Raw genomic sequence first — 22,081 nt, 5'->3', positions numbered from 1 at the left:
GCGTGGTGAGTGACCGGCAATGTATCGGTCGCCCCGCGCCTCAAGGAGGAGATCAATGACACTTTTGACGCGCGGGCTCACCCGCCGCAGGGTTCTGCAGACCGGCATGGCCGGCATTATCGGCACGGGCGTTGCGCCCATGATGTTCACCAAGGGCGCCTGGGCGCAGGAGTTCTGCAACAATCCCACTGGGGACACTGTCACCTTTGGCCTCAACCTGCCCCTGACCGGCACCTATGCCGAAGAAGGCGCCGACGAGCAGAAGGCTTATGAACTGGCGATCGCCCACCTCAATGGTGAAGGCGACGGCGGCCTGCTCAACGTCCTCGCCCCGTCCGCCCTCAAGGGTAACGGCATCCTGGGCAAGAAGGTCGTCTACGTCTCGTCCGACAGCCAGACCAAGTCCGACGTGGCCCGCGCCGGCGCCACCCGCATGATCGAGCGCGATGGCGCCATCATGATCACCGGCGGTTCGTCCTCTGGCGAAGCCATCGCTGTGCAGGGTCTCTGCCAGGAAATGGGCGTCATCTTCATGGCGGGCCTCACCCATTCCAACGACACCACGGGCAAGGACAAGCGCCGCTACGGCTTCCGCCACTTCTTCAATGCCTACCAGTCCGGTATCGGCCTCGCGCCGGTGCTCGGCCAGTCCTATGGCAATGATCGCCGCGCCTATCACCTCACCGCCGACTACACCTGGGGCTGGACCCAGGAAGAATCGATCAAGGCGGCGACCGAAGCCCTCGGTTGGGAAACCGTTGCCGCCGTGCGCACCCCGCTCGGCGCCACCGACTACTCGCAGTACTTGACGCCGATCCTCAATTCCGGCGCCGACGTGCTGATCCTCAACCACTACGGCCTCGACATGGTGAATTCGCTCACCCAGGCCGTGCAGTTCGGCATGCGTGACCGCCAGGCCAACGGCAAGGACTTCCAGATCGTCACCCCGCTCATCTCCGAGCTCATGGCCAAGGGTGCCGGCGAAAGCGTCAAGGGTATCTTCGGCACCTCCAACTGGCACTGGAACCTCCAGGATCCGGGCTCCATTGCCTTCACGAAATCGTTCGGCGCCGCCTATGGCTCGCCGCCGTCGCAGGCCGCCCACACCGCCTATGTCCAGGCTCTGCTTTACGCAGATGCCTGCGAACGCGCCGGCACCTTCTACCCGCCCGAAGTCATCAAGGCGCTGGAAGGTCACGAGTTCGACGGCATGGGCAACGGCAAGACGCTCTACCGCGCCGAAGATCACCAGTGCATCAAGTCGGTTCTCGTTGTGCAGGGCAATGAAAGCCCGACCAGCGAATACGACGTGCTCAACGTGGTGCAGGAAATCGACCGCGAAACCGTGGCCTACGATCCGTCGATCTTCGGCGGCGACCTCGGCCCGGCCGAACCGGCCCCGATGTGCGCTTGAGTCACGACGCACGCTGAACCGCCCCCTCTCCCCCAGGCGAGAGGGTTGGGGTGAGGGGGCCTTTCCTTGCAGGAGGCCCCCTCGCCCGGCGCTTTCGCGCCGACCTCCCCCCAAAGGGAGAGGTGAAGAACGGAGCATCAAATGTTCGAAGTCATCTTTCTGCAATTCCTCAACGGGCTCGATAAAGGCGCTGCCTATGCGCTGATCGCCCTGGGGCTGACCCTGGTGTTCGGCACGCTGGGCGTCGTCAATTTCGCCCACGGTGCCCTGTTCATGCTCGGGGCCTTCTGCGCCGTCACCGTGCGCATGTTCCTCACCATGGAAACCGTCACCATCGACCCGACAAAGCTCTCCCCCTGGGGATCGCCGCTGGAAGTACGCGAGCCGTTGGTACAGGCCTGGCTGGGCGACTTCGGTGCGGTGCTGGTGAACTATTCAGTGCCGTTCTCGATCCTGATCACCATTCCGATCATGCTCCTGGTCGGCATTGCGCTCGAGCGCGGCATCATCAAGCACTTCTACAAGCGCCCCCATGCCGAGCAGATCCTCGTGACCTTCGGCCTTGCCATCGTGGCGCAGGAAGTCATCAAGTCGATCTTCGGACCCAACCCCATTCCCCAACCCATGCCGACCGACCTACGTGGGGCCGCCGATATCGGCGCTTTCCTCGGCATGCAGGCCAATGTCATCACCTATCCGCTCTGGCGCCTGATTTACTTCGTCTTCTCGGCAGTAGTCATTGCCGGCGTCTTCGCCTTCCTCCAGTTCACCACTTTCGGCATGGTCGTCCGCGCCGGCATGGCGGACCGTGAAACGGTGGGCCTCCTCGGCATCAACATCGACCGGCGCTTCACCGTGATGTTCGGCCTTGCCGCCGTGGTCGCGGGCATGGCCGGCGTCATGTACACGCCCCTGCTCCCGCCCAACTATCACCTGGGTATGGACTTCCTGGTCCTTTCCTTCGTGGTCGTGGTCGTGGGCGGCATGGGCTCCCTGCCCGGCGCCGTGGCTGCCGGGTTCCTGCTCGGCATTCTCCAGTCCTTCGCCTCGATGACGCAGGTGAAGGCCATCGTTCCCGGCATCGACCAGATCATCATCTACCTAGTTGCCGTGGTCATTCTACTCGTTCGCCCCCGTGGCCTACTTGGCCGCCGCGGCGTGATGGAGAGCTGACATGCCCACTACGTTCATGTCCCGCAACGACCTGCTTCTTTTCCTCGGCTTCACCATCGTCGTTCTGGCCATGCCGATCTGGCTGGCGCCCTTCGGCGCGGGCTACCCGGACCTGCTGCAACGCTTCATGATCTACGGCATCTTCGCCGTCGGCTTTAACATCCTCTTCGGCCTGACCGGTTACCTCAGTTTTGGCCACGCCGCCTTCTTCGGCGTCGGTTCCTACACCGCCGTCTGGTCGTTCAAGCTGCTGACCCTCGACGCCATCCCGGCAATGGTCTTCGCGGTAATCGTCTCGGCCCTCTTCGCGCTGGTCATCGGCTTCCTCTGCCTCCGGCGCTCCGGCATATACTTCTCCATCCTCACCCTGGCCTTCGCCCAGATGAGCTATAACCTCGCCTATTCGGTACTGACGCCCATCACCAATGGCGAGACCGGCCTCCAGCTCACGCTCAACGATCCGCGCGTGCTGGACGCCGCCATCGGCCAGACCTTTGTCGGCCAGCCTGTGCCGACGCTCTTCGGCCAGCAGCTCTCGGGCTATGCCGGCTTCTACTTCTGCGCCGGCTTCCTGATCCTGGCTTTCTTCTTTGCCCAGCGCATCACCGGCTCGCCTTTCGGCATGATGCTGAAATCGATCAAGTCCAACCAGACGCGCATGCAGTTCACCGGCTTCAACACAAGACCCTATGCCCTCTCGGCCTTCGTCATCTCGGGCATGTATGCCGGCCTTGCCGGTGCCCTCCTGGCCGTCACCGATCCGTTGGCCGGTGCCGAGCGCATGCAGTGGACCGCTTCGGGCGAAGTCGTGCTGATGACCATCCTCGGCGGCGTCGGTACTCTGGTCGGGCCCGTCATCGGCGCCTGGATCATCAAATACTTCGAGAACATCCTCTCGGCGCTCAACGACAACATCCTCGCCCGCTTCTGGAGCTTCCTGCCTGATGGCATGGCCGACTTCATGGTCACCGTCACCAGCAAGTTCGTGGGTGATGGCTGGCACCTGACCCTCGGGCTGCTGTTCGTGATCATCGTGATCTTCCTGCCCGGCGGCATCATGGAAGGCGTCCGGCGCATCGCCGCCGCCGTCCGCCGCTCCGGCACCCCGGCGGCCAAGACCCAAACGCAGCCGGCTGAATAAGGACAGGCGAAATGGCAAATTCCAACGTTGTCCTGCACGTCGCGGACGTCCACAAGCGCTTCGGCGGCCTGCATGCCCTGGCCGATATCGACCTCCAGGTCGAAGAAGGCCAGACCCATGCGATCATCGGCCCCAACGGCGCGGGCAAATCGACCCTGCTCAACGTCATCATCGGCAAGCTTGCGCCGACCAGTGGTCAGGTGGTTTTTGACGGCGCGATCCTCACCGGCCGCAAGCCCTACCAGATCAACCAGCTCGGCATTGCCCGCGTCTTCCAGACACCGGAAATCTTTGCCGATCTCTCGGTGCTGCACAACGTCATGATCCCGGCCTTCGCCAAGCGCGACGGCACCTTCACCCTCAACATGCTGCGCTCGCTCGATAGCGAAACAGGCATCCGCCAGGAAGCCGAGCACATGCTCGAGGATGTGGGCATGCTCAACCGCAAGGACATGCAGGCGGCCAGCCTCAGCCGCGGCGACAAGCGCCGCATGGAACTGGCCATGTGCCTCATCCAGCACCCGCGGCTGTTGCTGCTGGACGAACCCACGGCCGGCATGAGCCGCCATGACACCAACACCACCATCGAGCTTCTCAAGAAGATCAAGAGCCGCGGCATGACCAAGGTCATCATCGAGCACGACATGCATGTCGTGTTCTCGCTGGCCGACAAGATTTCCGTGCTCGCACAGGGACGTATCATCGCCGACGGCACCCCGGACGAGGTCCGCGGCAATCCCAAGGTGCAGGAAGCCTATCTCGGGGGGACTCACTGATGAGTTCTGTTGCCATGCAAACTGATACCGCCGCCGGCAGCCAGGCCGCGACACACGAAACCACCCGCCCCTTCTTCTCGGTCCGGGATATGCATGCCTACTATGGCGAAAGCTATATCGTGCAAGGCGTGTCGCTCGACATCCGCCGGGGCGAAATCCTCGCACTTCTCGGCCGCAACGGCGCTGGCAAGACCTCGACACTCCGGACCATCGCCCGCGTCGACAATCCGCAGATGCGCCAGGGCGAAATTTGGCTCGACGATCAGCCCATCCACAAGATGAAGAGTTTTGAAGCTGCCCGATCCGGCATCCAGCTTGTCCCGGAGGATCGCCGCATCATCCAGGGCCTGACCGTCGAGGAAAACATCACCCTCGCAAAAGTCTCGCCTGGCAATGGCTGGAGCCTTGAGCAGATCTACGAGAGCTTTCCGCGCCTCGCCGAACGCCGCAAGCAGGAAGGCGTGACCCTTTCCGGCGGCGAGCAGCAGATGCTGGCCATTGCCCGCGCCCTCGCCCGCGATCTGAAACTCCTGCTGCTCGACGAGCCGTATGAAGGTCTGGCGCCTGTCATCGTGCAGGAGATCGAGCGCATCCTGCATTCGATCAAGCCGCTCGGCATCACCACCATCATCGTGGAGCAAAACGCCGTGGCGGCGCTGAAACTGGCTGACCGCGCCGTCATCCTCGACACCGGCGAAGTCGCCTTCGCCGGCACCGCCAAGGAAGTCTTGGACAATGCCGAACTCCGCCAGGAATACCTGGCGATCTAGCTTCGTAACTCTTCCCACCCCCGGATTGTCACCCCGGCGAAAGCCGGGGCCCATCCTGAGATCACAAGATGGATCCCGGCTTTCGCCGGGATGACAGCCGGTGGTGTGGCCAAGCTACCCTGGGTCCTCTGAAATTCAAGGCATGTCGCCGATTTCACCTCTCCCCCTTCAGAGGTCCCAGGGTAAGTCCTCTTCCGGCTCCGCCGGCGCAATGGTGATGCCCTCGCCCTCGAGCGCATCCCTGACCTCTCGGGCGAGGTCCACCGCTCCCGGCGTGTCGCCATGGAGGCATATCGATCGCGCCGAGGATTTCAGCACCGTCCCATCCACCGCGACGATTTCGCCCGTCTTGGCCAGCCGCAGGCAGCGCTCGATCACCGCTTCGGGGTCATGAATGACCGCTCCCGTTTCCGTCCGCGACACCAGCAGGCCCTCGGCCGTATAGGCACGATCGGCATAGGCCTCGCGGATCAGCGGCAGGCCGACGGCCTTGGCGGCCCTCACCTGCTGGCTGTTGTCGAGCGCCAGCACTGCGATTTTTGGATCCATGGCCTGGATCGAGGCAAAAATGCCGACGGCGAAAGCCAGCTCCTCGGCTGTCTGGTTGGCCAGTGCGCCATGCAGTTTCACATAGGACAGCGGCACATCGACCTCGTCTGCGATATGGCGCACAAGGAAAAGCTGGCTGCGGATCTGCCCCAGCAATTGTTCGAGCGGCATGACCAGGCGGAACCGTCCGAAGCGTTTGGGATCACTGTAGCCTGGGTGAGCCCCGGCACGCACACCGCGTGCTTTGCAGATCTTGAGAATGCGCCGGATCGTCGCCGCGTCGCCGGCATGTCCGCCGCAGGCAATCGAGGCGCTGGACACGATGGCCAACAGGTCATCGTCCGTTCCCATGCCCTCGCCGAGGTCGGCATTGAGATCGATGCTGGTCATGCACTGCTCCGCAACAGGTGCTGGGCATGCTCCACGCTAACGGGTGCAAAGGCAACTGTTTGGCCTGGTCGCATCTGCGAAAGCCGGTCGAGATCGGCGGTGATGATGGTGCCGATTCGCGGATAGCCACCAGTCGGCTGGTGGTCGCGCATCAGCACGATCGGCGTGCCATCGCCGAGGATCTGGATGTCTCCCGGCAGAATGGGGTCGGACACCAGCGACAGAATGCTGGCCTCCTCGAAAACCCTGTTCTCGTCGACAATCCGCACGCCCATCCGGTCCATCATCGGACTGATCCGGAACACAGCGGTTACGAATTTTTCGCGTACGTTTTGGGTGAAATGGCGTGCGTGAATGCCCCAGATGAAGCGAATAGGCCCATCCTGTCGGTGTGCTGCCTCCACCGCCTCGGGCGCCTTACCTTGCCCGACCAGCTTCAGCACATCGCCTGCCACCAAGGCCCGCCCGTCTACGCCACCCAGCCGCGCACGCGTACTGGTCGACTGGCTCCCCATCACCAGCGGCAGGTCGAGGCCCGGGCCGAACCGCAGGTACCCATAATTGCCCCAGGCACCCGGCGTGATTGATAGCCGGTCCCCGGCATGCAGTTCCGCGCTCCCCGGCCAGTCCTGCGCCACGCCGTTCACGGATATCACAAATGCCCCTCCGGCCCAGCCGAGACGCAGCGTGCCCGCCTCGACCGCCACATCGATTCCCGCCTGGGTGAATTCGACCCCGGCCTCGGCACTGGCTCCCGCAAGCCGGCCCGCCCGGTCAAAACTGCTGCGATCCATAGGTCCCGAGGCGCTGATGCCATGCACCAGCAATCCTTCGCGCCCGCCATCCTGGATGGTCGTCAGCGGCCCTGCTCGCAGGATGCGCAACCGGGCGCTCACGGCACACTCGTAAAACGGATGAGATCGCCTGCCCGCAGCAGCGTCGGCGGATCGGCATCGGGGCGAAAATTACGGAACGCGGTCTGCCCGATGACATGCCATCCGGTAGGAATGTCGGTGGCCACGATCGCCGTCTGCCCGGCCGCGAACAACACACTACCCGCCGGCACCATCGGCCACACGCTGGTCCGCCGCGGCAGCACCAGCGCCTCCTCGTGCAATCCGCAATACACAAAGCCGGGCGCAAACCCGGTCGTCAGCACCCGCAGCGGCGCTGCGTTGTGGCGCAAAATAAAGTCATCGACCCCGAGACCGAGCGCGGCCGCGACTTCGGCCACGTCCGGGCCGTCGAACCGCACTTCGATGTCATGGATGGGAGCCTGCCGTTCGGCTGCCTTGGCCCCGAGCAGCAGCGCTATTTCACCGGCCAGCCGATTGGGTCCGATCATCTCGGGCGCATATCGCACCAGCACCGAGACCAGGCTCGGCACGATTTCCTTGATCCCCATAATGCCTGCTCCGGCCAGCCGGTCCGCCAGGACCAGCGCCGCCTGGTTGGCAGCGTCGTCGAGCCTCTCCCCGAACCGCACCAGCAGCGCGCAGTCACCCAGGGGCAAAATCTCAGCTCTGCGCGGCGTGGCGCTGTCAAATCCGCTCATGGCAATCCAGTGTCTTCCCTTGGGAACGCAGTGAGTCAGAGCGCACCGCGTTCCGTCAAGGTGCTGTCATCCGCAATTGCGGACAGGATGCTGGAACGGCTCGATAATGGTCAGGTCGGGGACTTCCGGGCTCAGTTGGGGTCGCGACCCTCCTGCTCCACAACCGCTTCGAACAGCGTGCGGGCCTGACCGGCACCGATAGCCTCGATGGCCACGGCGGCGATGGCCGCAAACAGTTCAGCGATTTCCTGGGGGTCGGTGATTTCGGCGTCATCTTCTTCGGCGTCGGCGTTGATCAAGGTAAACATGAGGAACGCGCCTCCACACTGAAGCGGGATGCGGAAGTAGGAAGGGTTTCCGCAGAAGCCCGCAACCACAATAGTCTGGAACCAGACCGGCTCCAGACGAGCCTACGAAGCTGAGTGTGCGTCGATTCCATTACCGCTTGAATAACGGATATGGCTTGAAGGTCCTCTCAACCCGGCTTGCCGGGCAGGTCAGCCTCGCTTACGCTTCGCGCGCTTTCACACAAACGTCGTACAGCCCGGAAACGGTTGATCGGGCAACAGGTTGCTCGGATCGATGCCGACCCCGTCGCCTATTCCGATTCGTTGTCCAGCGCCTCGAGCCAGATTTCGACATCGTCGAGCGAGGCGGAAAACGGCTTGGGCACATCGCCATAGACAATTTTGAACGTCTCGTCGTCGCGCACCTGGTGCCCGCCGGCCTGCCCCAACACCTTGATCTTCTCGGCCGTCAGGATGGTCAGCCCATGCCGTCCCGCCACCCGTTTCATGCGCCGCATGCGCGAAGCGTCGAATTCCTTGCGGCTCATGGCTGTTTCTTTCGCTGGCTGTGGGCGGTCAGGACCGGTCGGACCTGCTCTAGTAGATTTCCACCGGCCTTGCCAAGCCGGGCCTTGCCGTGTCGCCCCCAAATGCAAAAGCCCACCGCCGTGGCGGTGGGCCTGGGGACAGTCGCGGCAGGCGCTATTCGGCCGGAGCCTCAAGCGAGGCCAGCGGCACGCGGGTCAGCTCCACGTCTTCCTTGTTGGTCGCATAGCTCACATAGAGGTGGTCACCCCAGACGATCGACTTGGGATAGGAATAGCTGGGGCGCTTGTACTGGCCTTCGAAACGCAGCGGCTGCATGTCGCTGGCGGCGCGCAGCAGGAATGCCCGGTCGAACATGTAGCCGTCGGCGCTGAGCACCACGGCCAGCGGCATGCGGGCCTTGTTCGGATGCGGATTGCCGACTGAATAGACGGTTCCGTCGGGAAGGTTGCCGGCACTCTGCTTGGTGCGGGAATCCGGCATGTTGGTCAGCACTGGGTCGGACCAGGTCTCGCCTTCGTCATCGCTCAGGGAAGCAATCTTGTAGAAGCTATTCCCCTGGTCGCGGAAAATGGCCACCAGCCTGTCGTCGCTCCGCACGAATGAACTGGGCTCGAGCTCCCGGCTGATTTCGGAATTGCTGGTTGGCAGATTGTTGAATGCGCCCTTGGTCCAGCCGGAAACGCCGAGCGGGTCATCGGTATAAATCGGAGTTGCGATCAGCCCCGGCTGGAAATGCGCGAAATTGATGATGCGTCCCGATTCCAGAGCACGCGGATCCTGTTCAAAAATGCCCATCAGTGGGCTGCCATCGGCCATCAGCACCGGCTGCGGCTCCGTCCAGGTCTCGCCATCGGTGCTGGTGACATATTCGACATGCCCGCCACGCGGTGTCGCGTCGGCCGGCCAGACATTGAAATAAGCGACAAGCGTTTCCCCGTCGGACCACAACCCGCCGGACGACTTGTAGCCTTCGTCCCATTCTTCAGTGAGCGACATCGGCTCCGACCAGGTCGTGCCGTCCTCGCTCACCGCATATCTCACCGTCGTATCGGGACCATCCTCGTCCTTGGCCGAGCTCTGCCATTGTGCATAGAGCTTGTCCTTGAACGGCAGGAGCACGACGCCATGGGCAAACTGCTGGCCGCCTTCTTCCGGGGCGAAAATCGTGATCGTCTCGGTGCCCTCGGCAACCTCCAGCCCAAGGGCGTCGGTGTCAGCGAAGTTGAGAACCTCTCCCGCCATCTCGAACGGAATGGTGGTCGACAGCTCCTGCGCGTGAGAGCCACCGACTCCTACGACGACGGCGGCCGCGAGTGACAATCCAATTCTGTGCATCCTAGTCCTCCTTCTGTGTGGCAGGGAGGGCTCGCAAATTATCCGCATCTCTCCTCCCGAGAGAGGAGTTTAGGGATATCCATTAAGCGATTCAACCACTGATACAATCAGTTCGAAGGCGATGGACGATCTGCCGCCATCGCGGCGAACTGGCGGAAAATCAGCGGATCGGCTTATGGAAAAGGGAGGCCCTGGAGACGGGGATGCCACCGCCCGCCGTCTCAGGCGGGACGATACGATGTGCAATCGATGGAGGATTGGCGGGTAGGGAGGGATTCGAACCCCCGGAAGGCTTGCACCTTCGCCGGTTTTCAAGACCGGAGCAATCAACCGCTCTGCCACCTACCCGTAGCCGCCCCTTTAGCGGCGCGGGAGAAATGTGTCTAGAGGACTCGGCCGTGCCGCTTCATTGTCCTCACCCACCAAGCCGCAGGCTCGGCCCAAGGACGGGACCGTTTTGCTATCCCCTACGGAAGCAGCACCACCGAACCCGTGGTCTCCCGCGCTTCCAGCGCCCGATGCGCTTCGGCCACTTCGGCCAGCGGGTAGGTTCGGCCGATCTCCACCTTGATGGCGCCCGAAAGCACCGCATCGAACAGCGCCCTGGCGCCCTCGAGCAGGTCTTCACGCCGCGCGAAATAATGCGTGCCCGTCGGTCGTGTCACGTAGAGCGAACCCTTGCGCGCCAGCACGCCGAGGTCCGGCACGCTGACGACGCCCGAGGCATTGCCGAAGCTGGCCAGGAGGCCGCGTGGCCTGAGGCAGTCGAGCGAACCCTCGAACGTTGCCTTGCCCACACCGTCATAGACGACGTCAACGCCCCTGCCCCCGGTGAATTCTTTCACCAGCGCCGGAAAATCTTCCGCCTTGTAGTCGATGACGTGGTGACAGCCATGGTCGAGCGCTTTTCTCACCTTCTCAGGCCCGCCCGCCGTGCCGATGACTGTGGCCCCCAGCGCCCGCGCCCATTGCGTGGCGATGAGCCCGGTGCCACCCGCGGCGGCGTGCCACAGAATGGTTTCGCCGGCTTGCACTGGCCAAGTCTTGAACAGCAGATAGTAGGCGGTCAGTCCCTTGAGCAGGATGGCCGCGGCAGTGCGGTCGTCGATTCCGTCGGGAATGGGCACCAGCTTTTCCGCCGGCGCCAGCCGTTCCTCGGCATAGGCGCCCGGCGTGCCCTGATAGCAGACGCGGTCGCCGACCTTGATCCCGCTCACACCCTCGCCCACCGCCGTGACCACGCCGGCGGCCTCGTTTCCACCCACGAAGGGTAGCGGCAATTTGTAGAGCCCGCTGCGTTGATAGGTGTCGATGAAATTGAGGCCGATGGCGCTCTGCTTCACCCGGGCCTGTCCCGGCCCGGGTTGCCCCACGTCATGGTCTTCGACGGACAGGACGTCCGGCCCGCCGAATTCATGGACGGCGACGACGCGCGTCACTTGGGTGCCTTGGGCTTGCGCGGCGCCGATTTCGGACGCGACTGAGCCTTGCTGGCCGGGCTGGCCTTGGTGCGCGGCCTGGTGGTGGCTGGCGCCGCTGGCTTGGGCGCCGCTGTCACGGCCGCCGGCCGCGATCCCAGGGCGGCCAGCGCCTCACCCGAAGACACCGAGCCGGTGTCGCCGGTAAAGGGCGTGAATTCGGCCTTCGCCTTGGCGCCGCCCTTGCGGCTCTTGGCGAAGATGTTCACCGCCTCGACCAGCACCGAGAAGGCCATGGCCGAATAGATGTAACCCTTGGGAATGTGGAAGCCGAGGCCGTCGGCCACCAGCGTCACGCCGATCAGCAGCAGGAAGGCCAGCGCCAGCATCTTGGTGGTGGGGTGCTCCGCCACGAACCGCGCGATCGGGCCCGAGGCGACGAACATCACGCCCACGGCCACCAGCACGGCCGCCACCATCACCGCGACCTGATCGGCCGGCACCATGCCGACGGCGGTGATGATCGAGTCGATGGAAAACACCATATCGATGACCACGATCTGCACCAGGATGGCCTGCAGCGTTGCGCTGGCCGCATCCTTGAGGCTGACCTCGTGCGTGTCTTCGATGGCCGCGTGCATTTCGTGCGTGGCTTTGTAGATGAGGAAGCCGCCACCCGCGATCAGGATGATGTCCTTCCACGAGAAGTCGTGCCCGAAGGCCGAGAATAGCGGCTCCTTGAGGCTGACGATCCAGCTGATCAGGAACAGCAGCACGATGCGGAACACCAGCGCCAGGCCGATACCCAGCTTGCGGGCGAATTCGGCCTGTTCGCGCGGTAGGCGCGACACCAGCACGGAGATGAATACGATATTGTCGATGCCCAGCACGATCTCCATGACCGTCAGCGTGGCAAAGGCGACCCAGACATTGGGATCAGCCAGCAGTTCAAGCATCACAAGCTCCGTTGCGAGTCAGGGTGTTGCGACAATCTAGGGACAGGTTCTCGTGCGGTGAAGGGGCGCAAACGCATATTTTGCGTTCCTGCGGCATCAAACGGAATGTCGCTTCTTTCCGTCTGCTGGTATCGCCGCAATGCGGGATGCTAGTCTCCAGTTCCCGACCTGCTTGCGAGGCGTCTGATGGAATCCTTCACTCCCCTGACCGCTGCCCTTGGCGGCACATTGATCGGGCTGGCCGCCGCTGTGCTCTGGCTCGGCAATGGCCGCATCGCCGGCATTTCGGGTATCTTCGGCCAGTTGCTGCCGCCAGCGCAGACCGTGCTCTGGCGCCTGGTCTTTCTGGTTTGCCTTGTCGCCGCGACCTTCCTCGCTGCCCGGGCCTTTCCGCAACTGGGGGTGGGCGGCGTGGTACCGGCCGAACTCGTGCCGCCGCCCGCCGCATGGTCCGTGCCCGTGCCGGTCTGGCTGATTGCCGCAGGCCTGCTCACCGGCATCGGTACCCGCATTGGCAATGGCTGCACGTCGGGACACGGCGTCTGCGGCCTTGCCCGCCTGTCTTTGCGTTCGCTGGTCGCCGTGGCGGTCTTCTTCTCGGTCGCCATTCTCACCGTCGCCGTCACGGGGATAGTCTGATGCCCATTGCCCGCCTGCCCTATCTCGCCACCGCGGCGCTCAGCGGCGCCCTGTTCGGCGCCGGCCTCTACGTCTCGCAGATGGTCGATCCGCTCAAAGTCCTGCGCTTCCTAGATGTCACCGCCATCCCAACCGGGGGTTGGGACGCCAGCCTGGCCTTCGTCATCGTGCCCGCCATAGCCGTTATGTTCATCGCGGTGCGTATCGGCAAGGCCCGTTCCGCCCCCCTCTTCGACACCAGCTTCCACTCACCGGAATATACGAAAATCGACCGGCGCCTCATCGGTGGTGCGGCCCTCTTCGGCCTTGGCTGGGGCATGTCGGGCATCTGCCCCGGCCCGGCCATTTCGCTCATCGCCTTCCAGCCCGATGGTCTGTGGCTCTTCCTCGCCGCCATGCTCGCGGGATCTCTGGCTGGCAGCCTCATCGTACCCAGCGGCCACGTCCGCCGCCTTGCGGATGCAGCCCGATGACCCAGGATGCCGATATCATCGTCGTGGGCGGTGGCCTTGCGGGCGTTGCTGCAGCGGTAGGGCTGGCGCGCGCCGGGCACCAGGTCATTCACCTCGCGCCCCCCGCCCCGCCCGACCGCCGCACCTCGGCGCTCATGATGCCCAGCGTGGATTTCCTGCGCAGCGCCGGGCTGATCGACGCGCCGAGAGAGCTGGGCCATGCCCTGACGGCCATCCGCATCATCGACGCCACTCCCCGTCTCATCCGCGCGCCCGAAACGCTGTTCGACGCGGAGGAAGTGGGGCTATCCGCCTTCGGCTGGAATTTTGGCAATGCCGCCCTGCTCGCCCGCTTCCAGCAGGCCGCGCCCCCGCACGGGCTTGAAACCCGCAACCAAGCCGTTACCGCATGGCAACGCGACGGTGCCCTCGGCGTCGTCACCCTTGGCGACGGGTCGACGCTTCGCGCTCCGCTCATTGTCGGCGCCGATGGCAAGAAATCCCTGATCCGCACTGCGGCCGGCATTGCTGCGCGCGAGCATCAGTTCGCCGAGGCTGCGCTGGTCTGCGATCTCGACCTCGGCCGCCCCATCGGCGGCACATCCATCGAGTTCCATTATCCGCATGGCCCCTTCACTCTGGTCCCGGCCGGCGGCAATCGCGCCAACCTCGTTTGGATTGACGAGCAGGCGAAGCTGCGCGGCATCCAGGCTGGCGGGCCCGAAGCCCTGCTGGTCTCGCTGCATGAGCGCTCGCAGCGCCTCTTCGGCACGATGACCCTGGCCTCGCCCAGCTTCGTCTTTCCGCTCTCGACCCTGACGGTCGACAAGGCCGGACGCGACGGCGTGGCTTTGGTGGGCGAATCCGCTCATGCCTTCCCACCGATCGGCGCACAGGGGCTCAATCTCGGCCTGCGCGACGTCAGCGATCTGCTGGCAGCCCTCCAGGCGGTGGATCAAGGTGATCCCGAATGGGGTATCGCCGCCAGCCTCGATTATGCCGCGCGCCGCGCCGGCGACCTGGCTCGCACGGGCGGCATGGTCGACACGCTGTTCCGCTCGCTCCTCGCCGACATGCTGCCCAGCCAAGCCCTCCGCGCGGGCGGCCTCTGGGCGCTGAAACTGCTGCCACCGCTTCGCCGTCAGGCCTTTGCCATCGGCATGGGCGAGCGCTAGGCGTCGCGCCCAAAATAAAACGGGCGCAGTCTCCTGCGCCCGTCGTCATTCTTGACTAAGCCTGATTACTGCGCGGCCGGCGCGTCCGCAGCCGGAGCTTCGGCGGCCGGCGCACCTTCGGCCGGAGCCGCGCCTTCACCCGACAATTCCTGGCGAAGCTGTTCGGCGCGATCCTGCAGAACCTGCTCGAGGGCATTCTGACCCGATTCCTGCTGCTGCAGCTGTTCGAAGGTCAGCGCGGAATCGCTGTCATAGGTGGCGGTGAAGCCAGCCAGGTCGATCTCGATGGCGAGATCTTCGTTCTGGCGATTCTTGGCGGTCAGCGTCAGCTTGCCGCCGCGCTTGAGCGAATCGACATACTGCTCGTTGATCACGAGCTGGGTGGAGCACGACTGGGTGTCGCACAGCATGTAGGGCACGCGGATCGGCTTGGCATTGTCGATCTGCCAGGTCAGGCCGAACGGCAGCAGCACCCCGAGCGGCACGGAGGCGACGGCCAGCAGGCGGCTTTCCTGGCCCGGATCGTCGCGCAGCAGGAACGAGCCGAGGAACTGGCCGTTGGCCAGCAGCACCTGGCGCATCAGGCAGGCCTTCTGACCATCGGGCAGCGGGTCGCATACCTTGAGCCAGTTCTGCGATGCCAGGCCATCGACGGCAGCCGCGATCTCGTCCACCGCTGCGCCTTCGGCAGGAGCGGCGTCGGTCGCGGGCGTCTCTGCGGCAGGCGCGTCCGCAGCAGGCGCCTCAGCGGGGGCAGCATCCTGCGCAAATGCCGAAAGGGGAGACAGCATAAGAGCGGCCACCGCGATTCCGGCGACGAGGGGTTTCCTGAAAGTCATAGAATATCCTTGCCTTCCTTGGCGGTCCGGACGGCCCAGCGGCCGCCATGAAACTTGAACTGCCCTTCAAGGGCGCAAATCGGGCAATAACATGACCGATGCGCCTTGCCAAAACATTATGGTGCTGCGTGGTAACCGGGGCACGCTCAGGCCCCGGTTTCCGCCAGTTTCGCCAATTTTGAGAGGATCGCGGCAGCGCCTTTCAGGCGCTGTTCCGACGTCGGCCAGTTGCGCGCGAACACGAGTTTCTGATCGGGCTTGATGCGCACCTGGTTGGAGAGATCGCTGACCATCCGCACAAGGCCCGCCGGGTTCGGAAACTCGTTGTTGCGCAGCGTGATCACCGCACCCTTGGGGCCGGCATCGACCTTTTCGACATTGGCCTGCCGGCAGAGCGATTTGACGAGGATCACCTTGAGCAGTGCTTCCACTTCTTCGGGCAGCGGGCCGAAGCGGTCGATCAGCTCGGCGCCCGCCGCATCGATGTCGCGAATTTCCGTCAGGTCGCCCAGCTTGCGATAAAGCTGCATCCTGAGCTGCAGGTCCGGCACGTAATGCTCGGGAATCATCACCGGCATGCCCAGCGATATCTGCGGGCTCCACTCATTGCGGTCTTCGTATTCTTCCTCACCCGACTTGAGCGAGGCGACAGCCTCTTCCAGCATCGCCTGATAGAGCTCGTAGCCCACTTCGCGGATGTGGCCCGACTGCTCGTCGCCGAGGAGGTTCCCCGCGCCTCTGATGTCGAGGTCGTGGCTCGCCAGTTGGAAGCCGGCGCCCAGGCTCTCAAGCGATTGCAGCACCCCCAGCCGCCGCTCCGCCGTATCGGTCAGCTTGCGATCGGGCGGCACGGTGAACAGCGCATAGGCACGCTGCTTGGCCCGGCCGATGCGGCCGCGGATCTGGTAGAGCTGCGCCAGGCCGAAATTGTCGGCCCGATGCACGATCAGCGTATTGGCGTTGGGAATGTCGAGGCCCGATTCGACGATCGTCGTCGCCAGCAGCACATCGAACTTGTTGTCGTAGAAGGCATTCATGATGTCGTCGAGCTCACCCGGCGGCATCTGGCCATTGGCAATCACGAAGGACACTTCCGGCACCTGCTGGCGCAGGAACTCGGCAATATCGGGCTGATCCTTGATCTTGGGCACGACATAGAAGCTTTGTCCGCCGCGATACTTTTCGCGCAGCAGCGCCTCGCGGATGGAGAGCGGATCGAAGGGCGAGATGAACGTGCGGATGGCCAGGCGATCCACCGGCGGCGTCGCCAGAAGGCTGAGGTCGCGCACCCCGGTCAGGGCCAGTTGCAACGTGCGTGGAATCGGCGTCGCCGTCAGCGTCAGCACATGCACATTGGCCTTGAGCTCCTTCAGGCGCTCCTTGTGGCCCACGCCGAAATGCTGCTCCTCGTCGATGATGAGCAGGCCCAGGTCCTTGAAGCTGATGGTCTTGGACAGCAGCGCATGCGTGCCGACCACGATGTCCACCTGCCCGTCGGCCAGCCCTTCCTTGGTCGCCTTGAGCTCCGCCGCGGGCACCATGCGCGAGGCGTGGCGCACGCGGACAGGAAGGCCCTGGAAGCGCTCCGAAAACGTCTTGAAGTGCTGGCGAGCGAGCAGCGTCGTCGGCACCACCACCGCCACCTGCTTGCCGGAGAGGGCCACGGCGAAGGCGGCGCGCAGCGCCACCTCGGTCTTTCCGAAACCGACGTCGCCGCAGACCAGCCGATCCATCACCTTGCCCGAAGAAATGTCGTCGAACACCGCTTCGATGGCAGCGAGCTGATCCTCGGTTTCCTCATAGGGGAAGCGCGCCGCGAACTCGTCATAGGCGCCGGCATTGATGTCGACCACGTCGGCCTTCACCAGCAGCCGCTGGGCTGCCAGCTTGATGAGCTGCTCCGCCATTTCGCGGATGCGCTTCTTGAGCTTGCCCTTCTTGGCCTGCCAGGCGACGCCGCCCAGCTTGTCGAGGCTGACCGAGGAATCATCCGATCCATAGCGCGTCAGCAGCTCGATATTTTCGACCGGCAGGTAGAGCTTGGTGTCGCCGGCATATTGCAGCTCGACACATTCATGTGGGGCGCCGCCCGCCTCGATCACCTTGAGGCCGATGAAGCGGCCGATACCATGGTCGACATGCACGACCAGGTCGCCAGCATTGAGGCTCGCCGCCTCGGTCAGTGCGTCCGAAGCCTTCTTCTTGCGCTGCGGCCGGAGAATGCGTTCGCCGAGGATATCCTGTTCGCTGAGAACCAGCAGGTCTTTGGTCTCGAAGCCGGTTTCGAGCGGCAGCACCACGAGCGAGGTGGTCGCTGCACTGGTGGTTTCAGCATCGCGCCAGTTTTCCGCCAGGCGCGGATTGGTCAGGCCATGATCCTTGAGCACCTGCGCCATGCGGTCGCGCGTGCCCGCGCTCCAGCAGGCGATGATCACCCGCCTTCCGTTGCGGCGTTCGGCCAGCAGCCGATCCACCACTGCCTGGAACAGATTGACGTCGGACGCCACGCGCTCGGCCGCAAAGCTCGGCGCGATATGCCCGCCCGCATCGTCGCCCCGTGCCGTCTGCGGCGACAGGAAAGGCGAGAATTGCACCACCGATGCCCCGGCCAGCGCCGCGGGCGCCACGTCCAGATCGTAGAGCAGTTCAGGCTTTATCGGCTTGTAGGGGGCTCCGGCGCCAGCCACTTTGGGCGCAACCCGCGCCGCCTCGCGAGCATCGTAATAGTCACGGATCTGCGTGGCGCGCTCGACATAGGCCTCGGCCACCTGGTCGTCGAAGACGAAGGGCGCGTCACCGACATAGTCGGCCAACCGGTCCATGTGGTCGTAGAAAAACGGCAGCCAGTGCTCGGTGCCCGAATAACGCGATCCACCGCTCACTGTCGCATAGAGCGTGTCGTCGACGGTATTGCCGCCAAAGCTGGCGGTGTAATTCTGCCGGAAGCGGCGGATGGTCTCTTCGTTGAGCACCACTTCACTCATCGGCGTCAGGTCGACGCGCTTGAGCGTGCCGGTGGTGCGCTGGCTGTCGGGATCAAAGCTCCGGATCGATTCGAGCTGGCTGCCGAAGAAGTCGAAGCGCAGCGGCGCTTCCGCGCTGGCCGGGAACAGGTCGACCAGCCCGCCGCGCACCGCGAATTCACCGCTCTCCCGCACCGTCGGCACGCGCAGATAGCCGTTGTTCGCCGCCCAGGCGACCAGTTTGTCGCTGTCCACGACGCGGCCCACCACGGCCGAAAAACTCATCGATTCGACCAGGTCACGGGGCGGCAGCTTCTGGATCAGCGCATTGACGGCGGTCAGCACCACCGCACCCTTTGCGCCGCTGGTCAGCGCCGCCAGCGCATTCATGCGCGCGGCAATCGTCACGGTATTGGGCGAAACCCGGTCATAGGGCAAGCAGTCCCATGCCGGCAGCGTCAGGATGGCATGCCCGGGCAGCATTGCGCCCAGCACTTCGGCCATGCGCTGCATGCGCCGCCCGTCGCGCGCCACGAAGACAATGCTCGCCGGGTCGTCGGGCGCTTCCTTGAGCCGCTGCTCGACCAGGCGCGCCAGCACCATAGGCTGCATCCCGTCCGGCACATTGGAAATCGTGCGCAGCGGTGAAATCCCGGAAAGTTCGTTCATTTTTCGATACGGGCCTGATGGTCGGCGATGACGAGCGCAAGAAAGTCCCGGTCCACATTGGCCGGCGGCTCTTCCTGTCCCATCACCCATTTGAGGAGCGGTGGGTCTTCCTCGTTCATAAGGGCTTCGAGCCGATCCAGTTCCGCCTGGCCATAGCCTTCGACATTGGCGTCGGCAAATGGCCCCAGGATCAGGTCCATCTCCTTGGTGCCGCGGTGCCAGGCGCGGTAGCGCAGCCGCTTGCGACGAATAGAAATGTCTTCACCGGCCGCCATTTCGACACCCATGATTGCAATTTGTTCTCGATTTGGACATGTCTATTACGCGTGTTCACACGCCTTGTCACCACTGCCGCCGATGCACTGAGCGGCAGTCGGTAGCAGGTGCGCCCCGGTACGAGCGCCCACTATTCGATCTCTGAGGAGAACCGCCTTTGCCCCGTGCCAAGCCCGAGAAAGTCCCACTCTCTGCCTGCTCCGGCACGGGTGTCGATGGTCTGGCGCATGGTCAGGTCAGCAATTGCCAGATCAGCAGGGCAAGGCCGATGAGCAGGCCCCAGCCGGACACGGCCAGCGCCAGGATGAGCACGAGGCAATGTCCCCGGTTTGCGTTGTTTGGAAGGTCGACCTCCTCGTCGACATCGAAGCACTCTTTTTGGTGGAACAATTCAACACTCCGAACTCCATTTGAACTTTCCCCAGTCACGGTTTCGGAGACTGCTCAGTTTCCTGCGCAGCGGGTATCAGGAGTTGTACGGGCTCCTGCAATCGTGGTGAATTTCGCCGCTGGTCCAGCCGGTGCGGAGGCGGGCCAATGAGCCGCCCTGAGACACTGCAACCGCTTTTCGCGTCGCTCCACGCCATCAAGGGCGTAGGCGACAAGCTGGCTGCCCTTCTCACCCGCTATTTCGGCGCCCCCGAAGGCCAGGAAGCCATCGTCCTCGATGTGCTCATGCACATGCCCTCAGGTGTGGTCGACCGGCGCCGCCAGGTCGGCATTGCCGAGGCCTATCTCAACCAGGTCGTGACCCTGCGTCTCCATATCGACCGCCACCAGCCGCCGCCGCGCGGCAAGCCGCACATTCCGCACCGCGTCTTCGCCCATGATGAAACCGGCGAGATCAGCCTCGTCTATTTCCGCGCCCAGGGCGGGTGGGTCGAAAAGGCCCTGCCAGTCGGCGAGGAGCGCTACGTCTCGGGCCAGATCGGCTTCTTCAACGGCGAAAAGCAGATCACGCATCCGGACTATGTCGTCGAGCCCGACAAGTTCGGCACCCTGCCCCTTGTCGAGCCGGTCTATCCGCTGACCAACGGCCTCTCCTCGCGCGCGCTCGCCAAGCTGGTCCGCCAGGCCGTGGACGCTGTGCCCGACCTGCCCGAATGGATGGCCCCCGAAACCCTGGCCAACCGCAAGTGGCCGACTTTCGCCGCCGCCATGCGCACGGTTCACCTGCCCGAAAACCCCGACGACGCTCAGCTCTGGTCCCCTGCCCGCCAGCGCCTCGCCTATGACGAATACCTGGCTGGCCAGATCACGCTGCAACTGGTGCGTTCCAGCATGGTCTCTGCCCGCGGCATTGCCAGGCAATTCGGCGACCACCTGACCTCCCGAGTCGGCGCCCAGCTTCCGTTCGAGCTCACTGCCGGACAGCAACAGGCGCTTGAGGAGATTTTCGCCGATCTTCGCGCACCCGAGCGCATGTCCCGCCTGCTTCAGGGCGATGTCGGCTCCGGCAAGACCGTCGTCGCCCTGATGGCCATGGCCGCCATGGCCGAGAGCGGCGCCCAGTCTACCCTGATGGCGCCCACCGAGCTCCTCGCCTCCCAGCATTTCCGCACCATCCAGCCGCTCTGCGAGGGCGCCGGCCTCACCTGCGCACTGCTCACCGGCAAGATGCCCGCCGCTGAACGCCGGGCCATCCTTGCCGGCCTCGCCGATGGATCGATTTCCATCGTTGTGGGCACCCATGCCCTCTTCCAGTCCGACATCCAGTTCAAGGATCTCGGGCTGACCGTCGTCGATGAACAACACCGCTTCGGCGTGCATCAGCGCCTCGCACTCTCCGACAAGGGCCGTCACACCGACCTTCTGGTGATGACCGCCACGCCCATCCCGCGCACCCTGGTGCTCACCCATTTCGGCGACATGGCCGTCAGCGTGCTGCGGGAAAAGCCGCGTGGCCGTCAGCCCATCGACACGGCCGTCATGTCCGTCGGCGATTATCCAAGGGTCGTCTCTCGCCTGCAGTCCCGCCTCGCCGAGGGCGCCCAGGCTTATTGGGTCTGTCCGCTGGTCGAGGAAAGCGAAACTCTGGAAGTCGTCTCCGCCGAGGATCGCTTCGCCGAACTGCAAAAAGTCTTCGGCGATCAGGTCGCCCTCGTCCATGGCCGCATGTCCGCCGCCGCCAAGCAGGACGTCATGGCCCGCTTCAAGGCCAACGAGATCAAACTGCTGGCGGCGACCACCGTCATCGAAGTCGGCGTCGACGTACCCAATGCCACGATTATGATCATCGAGCATGCCGAGCGGTTCGGCCTCGCTCAGCTCCATCAGCTTCGCGGCCGTGTCGGTCGCGGATCGCAGCGCTCGGCCTGCCTCCTGCTCTACAAGGATCCGCTATCGGAGACCGCCAGGGCCCGTCTCGACACGATCAAGTCCACCGAGGACGGTTTCGAGATCGCCGAGCGTGACCTCGAACTGCGCGGTCAGGGCGACGTACTGGGCACGCGCCAGTCAGGCATGCCCGGCTACCGTCTCGCCGTGCCCGACGTTCACCGCCACCTGCTCGAATTTGCCCATGACGACGCCAAGGCGCTGATGCAGCGCAATCCCGGCCTCACCGGCCCCGAAGGCGACGCCGCCCGTGCCCTGCTCTACCTGTTCCGGAAAGACCTGGCGATCCCGCTCATCCGGGCGGGGTAACAACGACCTGAAGCGACCCTTTCATCGTCACCACCGGGCTCGTCACGGTGGTCCATGCCCGGCCAAGATGGATTGCCGGGACAAGCCCGGCAATGACGAAGGATGGGAT

The 22,081-nt window shown here is 64.2% G+C and carries 21 protein-coding genes and 1 tRNA gene; 9 read left to right on the top strand and 13 right to left on the bottom strand.

The features are described from left to right. Positions 1 to 55: 55 nt before the first annotated feature. The 5 genes from JEQ47_RS05890 to JEQ47_RS05870 all read left to right on the top strand — a co-directional run bounded on the left by JEQ47_RS05890 (position 56) and on the right by JEQ47_RS05870 (position 5,274). Complete coding sequence (locus tag JEQ47_RS05890) at positions 56 to 1,414, top strand: substrate-binding protein (RefSeq protein ID WP_198875426.1); 1,359 nt, start codon at positions 56 to 58, stop codon at positions 1,412 to 1,414. Positions 1,415 to 1,555: 141 nt separating this feature from the next. Then, positions 1,556 to 2,587 carry a branched-chain amino acid ABC transporter permease gene (locus JEQ47_RS05885; protein ID WP_198875425.1) on the top strand — a complete coding sequence of 344 codons (1,032 nt, stop codon included), beginning with the start codon at positions 1,556 to 1,558 and terminating at the stop codon, positions 2,585 to 2,587. 1 nt (position 2,588) lies between these two features. Beyond that, entirely contained in the window at positions 2,589 to 3,728 is a 1,140-nt protein-coding gene (locus JEQ47_RS05880; RefSeq protein ID WP_236020654.1) for a branched-chain amino acid ABC transporter permease, read from the top strand. An 11-nt stretch (positions 3,729 to 3,739) separates the two neighbouring features. Next, on the top strand, positions 3,740 to 4,504 hold the full coding sequence (locus tag JEQ47_RS05875) for an ABC transporter ATP-binding protein (protein WP_198875424.1): 765 nt from the start codon (positions 3,740 to 3,742) through the stop codon (positions 4,502 to 4,504). Positions 4,505 to 4,518: 14 nt separating this feature from the next. Then, positions 4,519 to 5,274 (top strand): ABC transporter ATP-binding protein, encoded by a 756-nt coding sequence (locus JEQ47_RS05870; RefSeq protein WP_236020653.1) that lies wholly within the window; start codon positions 4,519 to 4,521, stop codon positions 5,272 to 5,274. Positions 5,275 to 5,442: 168 nt separating this feature from the next. On the opposite strand, the gene JEQ47_RS05865 is transcribed toward JEQ47_RS05870, so the two are convergent. The 9 genes from JEQ47_RS05865 to JEQ47_RS05825 all read right to left on the bottom strand — a co-directional run bounded on the left by JEQ47_RS05865 (position 5,443) and on the right by JEQ47_RS05825 (position 12,313). Continuing rightward, on the bottom strand, positions 5,443 to 6,213 hold the full coding sequence (locus JEQ47_RS05865) for a LamB/YcsF family protein (RefSeq protein ID WP_198875422.1): 771 nt from the start codon (positions 6,211 to 6,213) through the stop codon (positions 5,443 to 5,445). Beyond that, a complete protein-coding gene (locus tag JEQ47_RS05860; RefSeq protein WP_198875421.1) occupies positions 6,210 to 7,109 on the bottom strand; it encodes a 5-oxoprolinase subunit C family protein in 900 nt (299 codons plus the stop codon). The genes JEQ47_RS05865 and JEQ47_RS05860 overlap by 4 nt, the downstream gene beginning before the upstream one ends. Then, a complete protein-coding gene (locus tag JEQ47_RS05855; protein ID WP_198875420.1) occupies positions 7,106 to 7,768 on the bottom strand; it encodes a 5-oxoprolinase subunit B family protein in 663 nt (220 codons plus the stop codon). Before JEQ47_RS05855 ends, JEQ47_RS05860 begins: the two co-directional genes overlap by 4 nt. Before the next feature lie 131 nt (positions 7,769 to 7,899). Then, a complete protein-coding gene (locus tag JEQ47_RS05850; protein WP_170926370.1) occupies positions 7,900 to 8,076 on the bottom strand; it encodes a hypothetical protein in 177 nt (58 codons plus the stop codon). Positions 8,077 to 8,366: 290 nt separating this feature from the next. Then, on the bottom strand, positions 8,367 to 8,603 hold the full coding sequence (locus JEQ47_RS05845; RefSeq protein ID WP_198875419.1) for a hypothetical protein: 237 nt from the start codon (positions 8,601 to 8,603) through the stop codon (positions 8,367 to 8,369). Positions 8,604 to 8,757: 154 nt separating this feature from the next. Next, positions 8,758 to 9,939 (bottom strand): sialidase family protein, encoded by a 1,182-nt coding sequence (locus JEQ47_RS05840; protein ID WP_198875418.1) that lies wholly within the window; start codon positions 9,937 to 9,939, stop codon positions 8,758 to 8,760. Positions 9,940 to 10,197: 258 nt separating this feature from the next. Beyond that, a tRNA-Ser gene (locus tag JEQ47_RS05835) sits at positions 10,198 to 10,287 on the bottom strand. 119 nt (positions 10,288 to 10,406) lie between these two features. Beyond that, entirely contained in the window at positions 10,407 to 11,378 is a 972-nt protein-coding gene (locus JEQ47_RS05830; RefSeq protein ID WP_198875417.1) for a quinone oxidoreductase family protein, read from the bottom strand. Next, the gene (locus tag JEQ47_RS05825; protein WP_198875416.1) at positions 11,375 to 12,313 is read right to left on the bottom strand and encodes a TerC family protein; all 939 of its coding nucleotides are present in this window, start codon (positions 12,311 to 12,313) and stop codon (positions 11,375 to 11,377) included. Before JEQ47_RS05825 ends, JEQ47_RS05830 begins: the two co-directional genes overlap by 4 nt. 186 nt (positions 12,314 to 12,499) lie before the next feature. On the opposite strand from JEQ47_RS05825, the gene JEQ47_RS05820 reads away from it, so the two are divergent. Genes JEQ47_RS05820 through JEQ47_RS05810 form a run of 3 tightly spaced genes read left to right on the top strand, consistent with a single transcriptional unit; the run spans position 12,500 to position 14,579 of the window. After that, positions 12,500 to 12,952, top strand: a complete 453-nt coding sequence (locus JEQ47_RS05820; protein WP_198875415.1) for a YeeE/YedE family protein — start codon at positions 12,500 to 12,502, stop codon at positions 12,950 to 12,952. Beyond that, complete coding sequence (locus JEQ47_RS05815) at positions 12,952 to 13,425, top strand: DUF6691 family protein (protein WP_198875414.1); 474 nt, start codon at positions 12,952 to 12,954, stop codon at positions 13,423 to 13,425. The genes JEQ47_RS05820 and JEQ47_RS05815 overlap by 1 nt, the downstream gene beginning before the upstream one ends. Next, a complete protein-coding gene (locus JEQ47_RS05810) occupies positions 13,422 to 14,579 on the top strand; it encodes an FAD-dependent monooxygenase (RefSeq protein WP_198875413.1) in 1,158 nt (385 codons plus the stop codon). The genes JEQ47_RS05815 and JEQ47_RS05810 overlap by 4 nt, the downstream gene beginning before the upstream one ends. 65 nt (positions 14,580 to 14,644) lie before the next feature. Here the strand turns inward: JEQ47_RS05810 and JEQ47_RS05805 are convergent, their stop codons facing one another. The 4 genes from JEQ47_RS05805 to JEQ47_RS05790 form a co-directional block, all read right to left on the bottom strand. After that, positions 14,645 to 15,418, bottom strand: a complete 774-nt coding sequence (locus JEQ47_RS05805; RefSeq protein WP_198875412.1) for an invasion associated locus B family protein — start codon at positions 15,416 to 15,418, stop codon at positions 14,645 to 14,647. Positions 15,419 to 15,564: 146 nt separating this feature from the next. Continuing rightward, entirely contained in the window at positions 15,565 to 19,050 is a 3,486-nt protein-coding gene (gene mfd, locus JEQ47_RS05800) for a transcription-repair coupling factor (protein ID WP_198875411.1), read from the bottom strand. Then, on the bottom strand, positions 19,047 to 19,337 hold the full coding sequence (locus tag JEQ47_RS05795; RefSeq protein WP_198875410.1) for an FAD assembly factor SdhE: 291 nt from the start codon (positions 19,335 to 19,337) through the stop codon (positions 19,047 to 19,049). Before JEQ47_RS05795 ends, mfd begins: the two co-directional genes overlap by 4 nt. Positions 19,338 to 19,557: 220 nt before the next feature. Further along, positions 19,558 to 19,716: a hypothetical protein gene (locus tag JEQ47_RS05790; RefSeq protein ID WP_198875409.1), complete on the bottom strand. Its 159-nt coding sequence runs from the start codon at positions 19,714 to 19,716 to the stop codon at positions 19,558 to 19,560. Between the two features lie 147 nt (positions 19,717 to 19,863). Between JEQ47_RS05790 and recG the strand changes: the two genes are divergently transcribed. Then, positions 19,864 to 21,972, top strand: a complete 2,109-nt coding sequence (recG, locus tag JEQ47_RS05785) for an ATP-dependent DNA helicase RecG (protein ID WP_198875408.1) — start codon at positions 19,864 to 19,866, stop codon at positions 21,970 to 21,972. Positions 21,973 to 22,081 lie beyond the last annotated feature (109 nt).

Origin of the sequence: Devosia sediminis, from assembly GCF_016411825.1 — a bacterium.
GTDB classification, from domain to species: Bacteria; Pseudomonadota; Alphaproteobacteria; order Rhizobiales; family Devosiaceae; genus Devosia; species Devosia sediminis.
Note: the sequence above shows the minus strand (reverse complement) of the source record. Positions and strands in the feature narration are given on the sequence as shown.